The sequence below is a fragment of the Stenotrophomonas sp. YJH_SMC_8 genome, assembly GCF_059371315.1.
This window is the reverse complement of sequence record NZ_JCAFUL010000001.1, coordinates 118,878-132,222: the sequence shown is the minus strand read 5'-3', so window position 1 is coordinate 132,222 and position 13,345 is coordinate 118,878. Positions and strand designations below refer to the sequence as shown.

General features: G+C 67.0%; 10 protein-coding genes. 2 read left to right on the top strand and 8 right to left on the bottom strand.

Features of this window, described 5'->3' with window-relative positions; translation table 11 throughout:
* Window positions 1-98 precede the first annotated feature (98 nt).
* Complete coding sequence (locus AC5P88_RS00605) at window positions 99-2,210, top strand: M13 family metallopeptidase (RefSeq protein ID WP_495224026.1); 2,112 nt, start codon at window positions 99-101, stop codon at window positions 2,208-2,210.
* A gap of 141 nt (window positions 2,211-2,351) precedes the next feature.
* On the opposite strand, the gene AC5P88_RS00600 is transcribed toward AC5P88_RS00605, so the two are convergent.
* On the bottom strand, window positions 2,352-3,281 hold the full coding sequence (locus tag AC5P88_RS00600; protein ID WP_495224025.1) for an oxygenase MpaB family protein: 930 nt from the start codon (window positions 3,279-3,281) through the stop codon (window positions 2,352-2,354).
* Between the two features lie 309 nt (window positions 3,282-3,590).
* Between AC5P88_RS00600 and AC5P88_RS00595 the strand changes: the two genes are divergently transcribed.
* Window positions 3,591-4,205, top strand: a complete 615-nt coding sequence (locus tag AC5P88_RS00595; protein WP_049432369.1) for a hypothetical protein — start codon at window positions 3,591-3,593, stop codon at window positions 4,203-4,205.
* Between the two features lie 79 nt (window positions 4,206-4,284).
* On the opposite strand, the gene AC5P88_RS00590 is transcribed toward AC5P88_RS00595, so the two are convergent.
* From AC5P88_RS00590 to AC5P88_RS00560, 7 genes are all read right to left on the bottom strand, one after another.
* Window positions 4,285-5,055, bottom strand: a complete 771-nt coding sequence (locus AC5P88_RS00590) for a LytR/AlgR family response regulator transcription factor (protein ID WP_005407897.1) — start codon at window positions 5,053-5,055, stop codon at window positions 4,285-4,287.
* Entirely contained in the window at window positions 5,045-6,304 is a 1,260-nt protein-coding gene (locus tag AC5P88_RS00585) for a sensor histidine kinase (RefSeq protein WP_495224024.1), read from the bottom strand. The genes AC5P88_RS00590 and AC5P88_RS00585 overlap by 11 nt, the downstream gene beginning before the upstream one ends.
* 163 nt (window positions 6,305-6,467) lie before the next feature.
* Window positions 6,468-8,117, bottom strand: a complete 1,650-nt coding sequence (locus AC5P88_RS00580) for a M28 family metallopeptidase (RefSeq protein WP_495224023.1) — start codon at window positions 8,115-8,117, stop codon at window positions 6,468-6,470.
* Window positions 8,118-8,528: 411 nt separating this feature from the next.
* Window positions 8,529-10,178, bottom strand: coding sequence for a CsgG/HfaB family protein (locus tag AC5P88_RS00575; protein WP_495224022.1), 1,650 nt, complete (start codon window positions 10,176-10,178; stop codon window positions 8,529-8,531).
* A gap of 16 nt (window positions 10,179-10,194) precedes the next feature.
* Window positions 10,195-10,872: a hypothetical protein gene (locus AC5P88_RS00570; protein WP_099552550.1), complete on the bottom strand. Its 678-nt coding sequence runs from the start codon at window positions 10,870-10,872 to the stop codon at window positions 10,195-10,197.
* 97 nt (window positions 10,873-10,969) lie between these two features.
* A complete protein-coding gene (locus tag AC5P88_RS00565) occupies window positions 10,970-12,070 on the bottom strand; it encodes a hypothetical protein (protein ID WP_005407892.1) in 1,101 nt (366 codons plus the stop codon).
* Window positions 12,061-13,257 (bottom strand): hypothetical protein, encoded by a 1,197-nt coding sequence (locus AC5P88_RS00560; RefSeq protein WP_111111699.1) that lies wholly within the window; start codon window positions 13,255-13,257, stop codon window positions 12,061-12,063. The genes AC5P88_RS00565 and AC5P88_RS00560 overlap by 10 nt, the downstream gene beginning before the upstream one ends.
* Window positions 13,258-13,345 lie beyond the last annotated feature (88 nt).

Below are 13,345 nucleotides of genomic sequence, written 5' to 3'. Positions count from 1 at the left end.
GCGTTCAGCCAGATCCTGCACAGAACCGGCCAGCCACAGGGACGGCCACCCGGGCCGCGGCGGATTAGACTTGGGGTTTTCCGCTGCAAGAGAAGTCCATGTCCAAGCTGCGCCGTCCCACCCTGGCACTGGCCATCGTTGCCAGCCTGTCCCTGGCTGCCTGCGACCGTCCGGCCGATCCGGCCGCTGGCACCGCCAAGCCCGCCGAGGCCGCCCCCGCTGCGGCCAAGCCGATGCTGGGCAGCTTCGGCTTCGATGCCAGCGGCATGGACCGCAGCATCGCCGCCGGCGATGACTTCTTCGGCTTCGCCAACGGCACCTGGGTGAAGAACACCGAGATCCCGGCCGACCGTTCGCGCTTTGGCAGCTTCAACGTCATCGCCGAAAAGACCCTGGCCGACACCCGCGCCATCCTCGAAGGCGCGGCCGGCAATGCGCAGGCCAGCGGTGACGACAAGCTGATCGGCGACTACTACGCCGCCTACATGGATGAAGCCGGCATCGAGCAGCATGGCATCGCCCCGGTGCAGCCGCAGCTGAAGGCCATCGATGCGATCACCGACAAGGCCGGCCTGGCCCGCACCCTCGGCGGCGACATGCGCGCCGACGTCGACCTGCTCAACGCCACCAACTTCTACACCGACCGCCTGTTCGGCCTGTGGGTGTCGGTGGATATGCTGCAGCCGGACCGCACCGCGCCGTACCTCGTGCAGGGTGGCCTGGGCATGCCCGACCGCGACTTCTACCTGGGCGGCGGCCGCATGGCCGAGCTGCGCAAGCAGTACCAGGCCTACATCGCACAGATGCTGCAGCTGGCCGGCGTGGCCGACCCGGCCGGCAAGGCACAGCGCATCCTCGCGCTGGAGACCAAGATCGCGCAGGCGCACGCCACCCAGGAAGAAACCAACGACGTGACCAAGGGTGCCAACCCGTGGACCCAGGCCGACTTCAACGCCAAGGCACCGGGCATGGACTGGAACGCCTTCCTTGATGCGGCCGCGCTGGGCGACCAGCAGGACTTCATCGTGTGGCAGCCCAAGGCCGTGGCCGGCCTGTCCAAGCTGGTCGCCACCGAGCCGCTGGACGTCTGGAAGGACTACCTGGCCTTCCACGCACTGGACCGTGCCGCCGCCTACCTGCCGAAGAAGTTCGCCGATGCCCGCTTCGCCTTCCATGGCACCGCGCTGAGCGGCACGCCGCAGCAGAGCGATCGCTGGAAGCGCGCCGTGGATGATGCCAACCATGCAGTCGGCGAAGCCATCGGCAAGCGCTACGTCGAGAAGCACTTCGACGCGAAGACCAAGGAGCGCGCGGACGAGATGGCGAAGAACATCATCGCCGCCTTCGCCAAGCGCATCGATGCACTGTCGTGGATGTCGCCGCAGACCAAGGCGCATGCCAAGGCCAAGGTGGCCGGCCTGACCGTGGGCATGGGCTACCCGGAGAAGTGGCGCGACTACACCGGCCTGGAGATCCGCCGCGATGACGCGCTGGGCAATGCACAGCGCGCCGAGCTCTTCGAGTACCAGCGCAACATCGCCAAGCTGGGCAAGCCGGTCGACCACAGCGAGTGGGCGATGCTGCCGCAGACCATCAATGCGATGAACGTGCCGCTGGAGAACCGCCTGGTGTTCCCGGCGGCGATCCTGCAGCCGCCGTTCTTCGACGGCGCTGCCGACGACGCGGTGAACTACGGTGCGATCGGCGCGGTGATCGGCCATGAGATCAGCCACGGCTTCGACAACGCCGGTGCGCTGTTCGATGAAACCGGCAAGCTGCACAACTGGTGGACCGCCGAAGACCTGAAGCAGTTCAACGCTGCTGGCGATGCGCTGGCCGCGCAGTTCAGCAGCTATGAGCCGTTCCCGGGCGTGCATGTGAACGGCAAGCTGACCCTGGGCGAGAACATCGCCGACGTGGCCGGCCTGGGCACCGCCTACGACGCCTACCAGCTGTCGCTGCAGGGCAAGCCGGGCCAGACCCTGGAAGGCTTCACCCCGGACCAGCGCTTCTTCCTCGGCTTCGCCCAGGCCTGGCGCAGCAAGAGCCGCGAGCAGGCGCTGCGCAATTCGCTGCTGACCGATGTGCATGCACCGGGCCAGTTCCGTGCACTGACCGTGCGCAACATCGACGCCTGGTACCCGGCGTTCGAAGTGAAGGAAGGCCAGAAGCTGTACCTGGCCCCGGACAAGCGGGTCAAGGTGTGGTGATGTAAACGGAACGGGCGCCGCAAGGCGCCCGTTTCATTTGCGGGTGGGTGCCGACCTTGGTCGGCATCTATCCACGCCATCCACCCATGGGGTGGATCTACTGCGAAATCCGCTCTGGTAGATGCCAACCAAGGTTGGCACCTACCGGAGCATTTCGGGCCACTCGCGCAGGACGTCCACCGGCACGCCCATGCGCGTGCAGGCGCGACTGGCCAGGCCATCGGGCAGCGCGCGGCGGAACAGCGGTGCCATGCCCTGCATCAGCTTCGCAGAGGCTGCGGCCTGCGCACGCTGGCGGCCATTGCGTTCCAGCATGCCCTCGGCCCAGTCCGGCAGCAGTGCCGCACCCGCGCCAAGGAACACTTCGCGCGACAGCCCTGGCACTGGAACCGGCAGGCGCACGCCGGACAACACCTCCAGCACTTCGCGCGAGCGCTCGTCCACGCGCAGCTCCGGTTGCCGTGCGCAGAAATACGCCGCCACCTCTGCTTCACTGCGCGGCACATCCACCGCGCCCAGCGCCTCGGCCACGCGGCGGTACTCGTCGTAGTAGCGATCGGCGACGTGCTCCGGCACCTCGCGCCCGTAGCGGCGGAAGCCCTGCAGGAAACCGAAGGCCTCGGTCACGTGCACCCAGGTCAGCAGTTGCGGATCGTCAGCGGCATACGGCTCGCCCTGCGCGGTCTGGCCGCGGATCTGCGCGTGGATGCGACGCACCTTGGCCACCAGCGCTTCCACCTCACCGCTGGGCGCGTAGCTGGTGCCTGCAACGAACGCGGTGGTGCGACGCAGGCGACCCACCAGGTCCTGGCGGAAATTGGAGTGGTCGTAGACCCCGGCCAGCGCGCGCGGGTGCAGGGTCTGCAGCATCAGCGCACACAACCCGCCAGCCAGCATCGAGGGGAATTCGGCATGCAGCCGCCAGGTGACGCTGTCGGGGCCGAACCAGCCCGGGTCGCCCAGCGGATGGTCGTAATCGATGCCGCTCTGGCCACGCGGGAAGGCCTCCAGCACCCAGCGCCGGATCGGCGCGGTGACGGGGCGGGAAAGTCGCTGCAGCAGAGCCGGCATCACAGGTCCAGGAAAGGCGGAAGTGCGGCCGCGCGTTGCGCGGTCGGCCCCGATTCTGGGCGATCACGACGCCGGCGGCGAGTCTCCGCGCTCAGCCACGGTTTCATGTGCGGCCGCAGCACATTTCACCCTGCGACATCCTGTCGCAGGCTGCGGCCACGATGCTGCAACGCACCAACATTCACCCATTCAGACAAAACCCTTACGCCGCTAGGCATTGCGCCCATTGCACGGCTCGCTGGAAGTGCTAGAACTGAACCCGCCACACCGTCCAATGCTGATCGACGCACGTTCCACAAGGAGCCAGCCATGATTGCTTTGTTCAAGGGTTTGGGACTACTGCTTCGCGACAACGAGCTCTACAGCAGCCCGTTCGAAAAACAGGTCGCGCACTGGCGCAGCCTCAGCGAGCAGCAGATCCGCGATGAAGTGGCTGTGCTGGCCCAGGCCAAGTGCCAGTGGCTGATCGCCTCGATCGTCGGCTGGCAGGCGGCCTCGCTGCTGATCCTCGGCCTGATCACCAACTATCTGTGGCGCGACGACTACCACATCACCTTCACCCGGGTGGTCGTGGTGTTCGGTTCATGGATCTCGATCCTGTTCGTGATCTGGTTCATGGCCAACATGTTCGACCGCACTGCCGGTTTCGAACGCTGGATGAAGGCGTTCAACAGCCGCGCCCGCATCAGCTCCAAGGCCGACAGTGTCGAGCACGTGGCCGAGGCACTGGACCTGGCCGAGCATTACCCGGAAGTGCTCGACTACAAGCAGGCGGTCACCGCCAAGCGCGAACTGCGCCACGAGGACATCCGCATCATGACCGAGATCGGGCGCATGAAGCAGCACTCCGAACTGGTCGGCCGCCTCAACCACGTGGGCGAGAACGAGCACCACCACGACCTGACACTGCAGCCTGCCTACTGACCCTTCAGGGAAGCGGGGGGACCCACAATGCCACCGTGCGCGATCACGGTGGCATTGTTCTTTCAGCAGCCTGCGTGGATCACATGCCGCGGAACAGGCTCATGAATGGTTGGCTGACCACCAGTGTTTCCGTGCGACCTCGCAGCCGCAGCACGCCGCGTCCGGTATCGTCGCGGCTGACCGCCGCCACCGCCTTCATGTTGACGATGGTCGAGCGGTGGATCTGGCGGAAGTGCTGCGGGTCGAGTACTTCCAGCAGCTCGCGCAACGGCGTGCGCAACAGGCTCTCACCTGCGGCCGTCACCACGGTGGTGTACTTGTTGTCGGCGCGGAAGTAGGCCACGTCCTCCAGCATGATCAGCTGCGTCTCGCGGCCGTTGCTGGCGGTGATCCAGGCCAGCGGTGGGCGTTCGGCAGCACCCTGCGATGGACCCAGCCGCTGCAGCAGGCGTTCAAGCACGGCGTCATCCTGACGCGTCGATGGCAACCGCGACAGGATGCGCTCACGCGTCGCCAGCAGGCGTTCGTCACTGACCGGCTTCAGCAGGTAATCCATCGCGCCCTGCTCGAACGCGTCGATGGCGTACTGGTCGTAGGCGGTGACGAACACCACCTGGGTGCGCGGGCTCAGCTCGGACAGCGAACGCGCGACTTCGATGCCACTGATGCCGGGCATGCGGATGTCGAGGAAAGCGATGTCCGGCTGCGTCTCGGCCAGCTGCTCCAGCGCACTGGCACCGTCCTCGCACTCGGCCACCAGCTTCAGCTCCGGCCACAACCGGCGCAGCTGTTCCACCAGTGACTGCCGCAGCAGTTCCTCGTCTTCGGCAATGAGGGCTTCAAGCGGCATGGCTGCGCTCCTTGAGTGTCTGCGGCAGGGTCATGGTCGCGGCAACACCGCTCGGGAAGTTGGCAACGATCGCCACGCCGGCCTGCTCACCACAGGTCAGGCGCAGGCGCTCGCGCAGGTTCTTCAGGCCGATGCCGGTGCCACTGGTGCCCTGGCCAAAGCCGAGGCCATCGTCGGCCACGGTCACCGTTACGTGGTCATCGAAGCCACGCGCCAGGATCCAGATCGTGCCACCGCCAGGCTTGGGTTCCAGGCCGTGCTTGATCGCGTTCTCCACCAGTGTCTGCAGTGCCATCGCCGGCAGGTGCACGCCGTGCAGCTCATTCGGCACCTGCACTTCCACCGCCAGCCGCGCGCCCATGCGGATGCGCAGGATCTCCAGGTAGGCGCGCGTACGCTCCAGCTCCACGCCCAGCGTCGACACCGATTCGTCCACCTGTGGCAGCGAGCTGCGCAGGTACTGGATCAGGTGGCCGAGCATCTGCTCCGCGCGCGCGGGGTCGGTACGGGTCAGCACCTGCGCGTTGGCCAGCGTGTTGTAGAGGAAGTGCGGTTCCACCTGCGCGTGCAGCAGGTTCAAGCGCGCGACCGACAGCTCCTTTTCCACCTGGGTCTGCTCGGCCGCCGCCTGCTCATCGCGGCGCTGGTCGGCCACGCGTCGGCTGATCGCGCGGGTGACCGCTTCGGCGTTCTCGAAGTTGCTGCCCTCGTCCAGCGCGAGCAGATCGGCCCACCAGCCAGCGTCCGGTTCGAACAGCAGGGTGACAGTGCTGGTGCCCTGCCCCGGCGTGACCGTGGCCAGCACGCTGTTGCGCTTGATCGCCAGCCGCGCCGGCAGGTTCCAGCGCGAGGGCTGGCGGCCATTCCAGAGATCGACCCGGCGCACGTAGGCGCGTACCTGCAGGCTGCCGGCCGAGCTTTCCACATCCTCCACGCGCGGAAGTTCGGCGATTGCCGCTTCCACCACGGCGTAGGCCTGGCCGGCATCCATCGGCAGTTCCACCTGGCGGCGCTGGCGGCCCGAGAGCGTGGTCGAATCCAGCCGGCCGGCCACCAGCCAGACCCGGCGTACATGGGTGATCGCGCTACCCAGCGCGGAGATCATCAGGAACATCGCCAGCAGGCCGAACACCCAGCCCGGGCCATCGTTCATGCCGCTGAAGATGCCGCTCCAGACCATGCCGGCGACAACCAGCGCGGCGGCCCAGGCCAGCAGGTGGCGGATCAGGAGAGAGAGGCTGGCGAACACGGCGGCGCCTTGGAGGAAGGGGGTGAGCCGAGCATAGGGCGGCCCGCCGGGCAAACAAGCGGGCTGCGACGAAGGGCCGGAAAGCGGCGATGGAAGCCGTTACGGCAACGCCGGGCATGGCCCGGCGCTACCGAAGGGTGGCGGGGCGGCGCCCCGCAATCCCTTATCTGCGCTGGTCGGCGCTGGCGTCACGTACGGCACGGAACGATTCGTCCTTGCTCCAGTTCGGCCAGCTGCGCGTGTTGGCCAGCTGGTTGCCCAGCGTGTACAGCACTTCCAGGTCGCGGGCGGCACCGGCGAACACCCAGTCCGGCTCCCATTCGTCGCCCTGCTGGTGGTAACGCTTGGCGGTGTAGTCCTCGGAGGCCTTCTTGCCTGCGGCCACGCCACCGTCCACCCAGTCCTGGCCGGCCGACCACGACAGTGCCGGCACGCCACGCTTGGCGAACGGGAAGTGATCGGAGCGGAAGAACAGGCCCGCTTCCGGCTTCGGGTCCGGGGTGTAGCGGATGTCCCAGCCCTTGGCCACGTCCTTCAGCTGGTCCAGCAGCTCGAAGCGCGCGGCACCGTAGATGCCGAAGTCACGCGACGGGCCGAACGGTGCCATGCCGTCCATGTTGATCACCGCCACGGTCTTTTCCAGCGGATACAGCGGGTGCGTGGCGTAATACTCCGAACCCAGCAGGCCCTTCTCCTCGGCAGTCACGGCCAGGAACAGGACCGAGCGCTCGGGGCGCTTGGCCTTGGCGAAACCACGGGCCAGTTCGATCAGCGAGGCGGTACCGCTGGCATTGTCCAGCGCACCGTTGAAGATGCGGTCGCCACGCGCGTCCGGCTCACCCACGCCGATATGGTCCCAGTGCGCGCTGTAGATGATGGTCTCGTCCGGATGGCGGCTGCCTTCCAGGCGCGCGGCCACGTTGTGCGAGGTGATCACTTCGGTCTTCACCGCATACTTCGCGTCCAGGCTGGCGCCGGTCAGCGGCACCGGGGTGAAGTCGCGCTGCTGCGCCTTCTTCTTCAGCGCCTCGAAATCCTGCCCGGCCGAGCGGAACAGCTCCACCGCCAGGTCGCGCTGGATCCAGCCTTCCAGCAGCGGGTGGCTTTCCGCCGGGTTGTCGCGCACCACATCAAACATGGTGTTGGTGTTGGAGCCAGCCACGGTGGCCCAGCCATACGATGCAGGTGCGGTCTCGTGCACGATCAGCACGCCCAGCGCGCCCTGGCGTGCGCCTTCCTCGTACTTGTAGGTCCAACGGCCGTAGTAGGTCATGCCCTTGCCGTCGAAATCGCCCTGGCCGGTTTCGAAGTCCGGGTCGTTGATCAGCACCACGGCGATCTTGCCCTTCAGGTCCACGCCCTTGAAGTCGTCCCAGTTGCGCTCCGGCGCCTTCACGCCGTAGCCGAGGAACACCAGTGGCGCCTTGCTGATGTCGACGTTGCTGGCGCCGTTCATGGCGGCGCGCACGGCGATCTGCTTGCCCTGCTCCAGCGGGACGGTCTTGCCGCCCTGGTGCAGCGCCAGCTGCGGTGCGCCGACGATGTCGCCCTTGCGCAGCGGCACGGCCTGGGTCCACAGGCGCTTGCCGTCCTTGAGGTCGCCGCCCGGCTGCAGGCCGGCATCGGCGAACTGCTTACTGAGGTAGGCGATGGTCTTCTCTTCGCCGGCGGTGGCCGGGGAGCGGCCTTCGTAGGCGTCGGAGGCCAGTTCCTTGACGTCGGCGGAGATCCGCGCGCCGTCGAATTTCGGGGTGGCCGCCATCAGTGCGCTCGACACTGACAGGGCCAGCAGGCCCAGTGCTACTCGTTTCATTGCTCTCTCCAGCAGGGAAATCTCTCTGGAGTGTAATGGGATTCGGCAGGGCTGCGCCCTGCACCTGCCGATGCCAGGGCAACAGCAACTGCCGAAGCAACAACAGAAGCTGGCTTCCTGAGGGTAGGCGGGGTGGATCCGGTTGCGGGGGACGCTGCAAGTACATCCATGTAAGCTCGGTCGCCGCATCCATGCGGCTCACGCCCCCGCAACCGGACCCACCCCGCCTTCGACAGGTTCCCGCTGCTGTTGATGGATGTCGACCTTGGTCGACACACCGCTGTTGGTAGGTGTCGACCTTGGTCGACACGGTAGATCCACGCCATGCGTGGATGACGGAAACACGAAGGGGTCAGATCCCTTTCCCGGCGGGAAAGGGCTCTGACCCCATCTGTGTGTTGCTTGAGTCTGTTACCAGTTCGGGTCTTCTGCCGGGGCGGCGGCTGCCTTGGGCTTCGGCTTGGCGGCCGGGCGTGCGGCTGCGGGAGTGGCCGAGGCAGTCGCGCCTGCGGCGGCGGCAGCCGGCTTGCTGCCCAGCTTCTGGCGCAGTTCGATCTGGCCCGGGCGGAAGCCGCCGCGCATCGCGTCGACGCCGTCTTCGATGGTGCCGTAGGACGTCTGTGCGGCCACGCGGTCGATGCGGATGGTGCAGCACGGGTGTTCGCTGCGGCCCAGCGAGCGGCCGGTCTGCGGGTCCTTCAGTTCTTCGCCCAGGCGCACGGCCTGCCAGCGTTGGCCCGCCTGCAGCGTTTCGCCGCCCTGGCTCAGCACCACCTGGTCGCCGTCCACCGAGACCACCGACACCGGGAACAGCGTGGTGACGATGGTGGTGCCGATCTGGCCGGACAGCGACTCCATCATCGCCGCCGCCATGTTGCGACCGTTGACCACACGCGGCAGGGTGCTCGGACCGGTCGAGGCCAGCTGGTGGTCGAAGCTGTCGGACATCACCACCTGGCCGGTGGTGGCGTTGATCAGGCGCAGGGTGATGCGGCCGCCACCGGAATACGAGGTCACCTGGCGGTCGGACATGCGCAGGTTGCGCACGCTGCGCGGGTACTCGAAGCGTTCGATGGTCGGGATCAGGATCAGGTCGGTCGCCAGCTGCTGGCCCACGCGTGCGGTGTCCTGCAGGCGCACGTTGCCGCTGTTGATGTGGTCGATCTCGGCCTGCAGTTCGTCGCCGAACTCGCGGTCCAGCACGATGAAGCGCTGGGTCTGGGTCAGCGTGTCGGACAGGCGCGCACGGATCGCGTCGGCCACTTCATCGGCATCCACGCGGCCATCGCCCACGGCGTAGCTGCCGGCCTTGGTACGCGGCAGGGCGACCACGATCTTCGGCTTGCCCTGCTCGTCCGGCGCACGGTACTGGGCGATCTGCGCACGCACGCGCACCTTCCAGTAGCTGCGCATGCTGCGATGGGTCACGTCGGAATCGAACGAACTGGCGCCACGCTTGGCATCGACGTTGACCTTCTCGTCGTAGCTTTCCCTGACGCTGGCCGAGGCCGAACCGCTCTTGGCCGAGGCTTCGCCGGACGCATTGGCCGACGCCGAGCCCTTGAAGCTCCAGCCTTCATCGCTGGCGCGCACGCGGGCGATGGTTTCCTCGTCCAGCTGCCGCACTTCATCCTGCGACAGGATTTCATAGCCCAGCACCGCGCCCTGCGATCCGGCGATCATCTGCTGGGTGAACGCGTCGGCGCGGATATCGCCGACGTGTTCGCCATCCACATCCACATGCAGGCCTGCACGCAGGCTCTGCATCTGGCTGGCCACGCGTACGCCGTTGACCTGCGCCACGGCCGACTGCAGCGCTGCCAGCACCGCCAGTTCCGGGGTGCTGCCGATGCCGTCGGCTTCACGCGCAACCTGGGTGGTGCCGCCGAAATCCGGCGTGCCACGCAGGGGCGCTGCTTCCACTGGCGCATTGCTGGCCAGCGCACTGGTTGCCTTGTCCTTGGCGGGTGCAGGCGCGGCGGCCGGGGTGTCCTGCTTACCGCAGGCTGCAAGCAGCGCGGCGGCCAGGCCCAGGCCGATCAAACGGGTTGTCGTACGCATGGAGATTCGCCTCGGATCAGATCGAGTCGAGCATCGAGTCGGCGTTGGACGGCACCTTCACCTTGCTCTTCCTGGCGAAGGTCACGGCCGACTTGGTCGAACCGTACAGGCCCTGGATGAAGCCCGGCGATTCCTTGGCAACCCATGCGCCCGCTGCCAGCTTGCGGCCAACGGTGGCCAGCTGGGTCGCGCCCAGGTTCTTCATGCCGGCGGTGAAGTTGCTGGCTTCGCCGCCCAGCTTCTGGGCTTCGGCAGCCGAAGACAGCAGCGAGACCAGGCCTTCGGCGTAGTGCTGCTTGGATTCAGCGTTCAGTTCCGGCTGTGCGGCCTGGCGCTCGTTGATCGCAGCCTGCGCAGCTTCGCTGACCGACACCGACTTCTTCATCGCATCGACGCTGACCGAACCCGACGACAGCGCCTGGCGCTCGGCTTCCAGCAGCTGCACCTGCTCGGCCAGGCCGAAGGCGCGGGCGAACGAAGTCTGGGCCTGCAGCGAGTGCGACTGCGAGCTGACGAAACGGCGCACCAGCGCTTCCTGCGCGGCTTCGTCCGGAGCGGCGGCGCTGGAGGCGCTGCTGCTGGAGGTACCGGTGGCGGCACCGGCCAGGTCCTTCAGCTTGCCCAGGCCAGCGTGGGCCGGCATCGACAGGGTGGCGGCAGCGATGGCCACGACAAGAGCGGTATTGCGGATCATGGAAGAGTCCTTTGGGAGAGACGGCCGCAGCGCGGCACGTGGGGAATCGGTAACCCAGGGCGATGCCGAGCAAGCTCGGCACCCACCGGGTGGCGGATCAGCGGACTGCCTTGACGTTCAGTTCGTTGATCATCTGCTGGGCGGCCTTCTCGGCGGCCAGCTGCAGGGCGTTGGTGCGGGCGACGGTTTCATTCGGGCCGGTGCCGGAGAACTGCACCGGGCCCACCGACGAGACGGTGCGCGGGAAGCGACCGGTCACGTCCAGCACCTTGCCGGTGACGGTGACGAACACGCGGGTGTTGCCGCTGGCCGGGTCGCGGTCGCGCATGCCGACGTCGAGGGTACCGACGGCGATGTACGGGATGTTGGCCGCACGGATGCCGTTGGCAGTATCACGCAGGGTGGCGGCAGACAGGTCGTTGCCGGTGCTGAAATCCTTGCGGATGCGCTCGATGCTCAGCAGGCCGCGCGATTCGCCTTCCACGTACTCGGCTTCAACCACTTCGTAGCCGGCGGCGCTGAAGGCACCGGTCATCGCAGTGTTGACCTCGGCCGCGTTGGCCACCTTCCAGCTGATGTTGTCGCTGCGCTGGGTGGTGCTGCCGCCGCTGGTGACCGACACCGAACCGTTCTGGTTGATGCTGCCGTTGGTGCTGACCGAGTTGCCGCGGAAGCTGTCGCCTTCACGGGTGTTCTCGCTGTAGCTGCTGCTGGCGTCGACGCGGCGGTACTCCTTGTCCTGGAACGACTGCACGGTGTCCTGCGAGCGTGCCATGAACAGGAAGGTCAGCAGCGAGCGCTGCGCGGCGGTGGCACCGGCCACGGCCGAACCCGCGTCCAGCTTGGTCTGCAGCAGCGTGGTGTTGATCTCGGCGCGGACGGTGACGGTGTAGGTCTTTGCCTTCTTGTCTTCGGTGTCCGACAGCGGCACGGCGCTGAGCACATAGCGGTCGATCTCGCCGATGAACTCGGCGCGGCGGGCTTCGAACAGGCGCAGCTTGGCTGCACCGGTTTCAGCGATGTACGCCTCCAGTGCATTGACCTTGGCCTTGTTCAGGGCCTGGGCGCGGGTGTCGGCGCTCAGGCGCAGGCCATAGCTGGCCGAACCGGTACCACGCGAGCTGGCGGTCTGTGCGGCGACCGGCGAGGCCACCACCAGGGCGATGAGGATGAGCAGGATGGTACGCATCAACGACATGACTTGATCAACTCCTGGAGGGCTTGGGTCTGCTGCTGCAACGGGCGGCCGCCCGGCTTCTGTTCGTCCAGCCATGCACGCGAATCGGCGCGCTTGGCGGCGGCGCCGGCGAAGGCGTCGAAGCCGGCCAGCAGGGTTTCGTAGCTGGCCGACCACTGGTCGACCTGCCACTGCGTGACCGGTACCACCTTGGTGGCCCCCTTGCGCAGCGGCTGTTCGAAATAGACCTTGCCGGAGAACGGCTCGGTCACCTTCGCGGTGAAGAAGGCGCCGAACAGCATCGTCTTCATCGCCGGGGTTTCTTCAATCACGCCGTTCTTCAGCGCATCGACCTGCACGCTGATGACGTAGTCCGGCTCGGGAATCTTCAGCTGGTAGACCTTGCCGTCGGCAAAACGCGCGGCCATCGCACCGCCGATCGCCTGGCCCGAGGCCGGCGGCAGCAGGCCGACGCCGGTGTTGGACGACAGCGTCTTGGACAGCTCATGGGCCAGCGTTGCACGCAGCGGGCCTTCCCACTTCGGGTCCGGCAGCTTGCCGCGTGCCGCATCGGACAGCGTCACGCCGCCCACCTGCAGGCGGCGCACCGCCGCGTCGGGCAGGCGGGCCTGGGTGAGGCTGGTGGCAAGGACCTGGGACAGGCTGGTGGCAGCATTGCCGTACAGCAGATCGGCGACGATCGCGTCGATATCGTCGTTGTCAGGACGGTAATCCTGCACGTCGATGCGCTGCAGGGTCAGCGGATAGGACGCAATCACCTGGCGCTCGCGGAAATCGAAGAACAGCGCCTGCAGGGCCACTTCCACCAGGACCTTGTACTGGTTGCCGATCGGCTCGACCGAAACCAGTTCGCGGTCCAACGCGGCGGCCAGCACAGTCGCGCTGGTGGTGCCGTCGAGCATCGCCACCGGCTGGTCGATCAGTTCCAGGTTCGCCGGCGGCCGGCGCTTGAGCGCCTGCGCCAGGGTCTGGTTCAGCGGGATCAGGCCGCGCTTTTCCAGCACGGCATGCGCATGCGGCGTGGTCGCCTGCACGGCAGCGGCATCAGCGGTATAGGCAAAACCGGCCCAGTAGGCCTGCTGCGATTTGTCTGCAGCCTGCGCGGCGATCGGCCATACGGCCAGGCACAGGGCACAGGCAAGCAGGCGCGCAAAAGCGCGCGATGCGCTCTTCGTCCTTGAATACATCCAACCGCTCCTCGGTCAATACGCACGGAACGCGGACGCTCATGCGCCCACTGGGCGCGAAACATAGCCGCTCACGCGCCTGCCGACA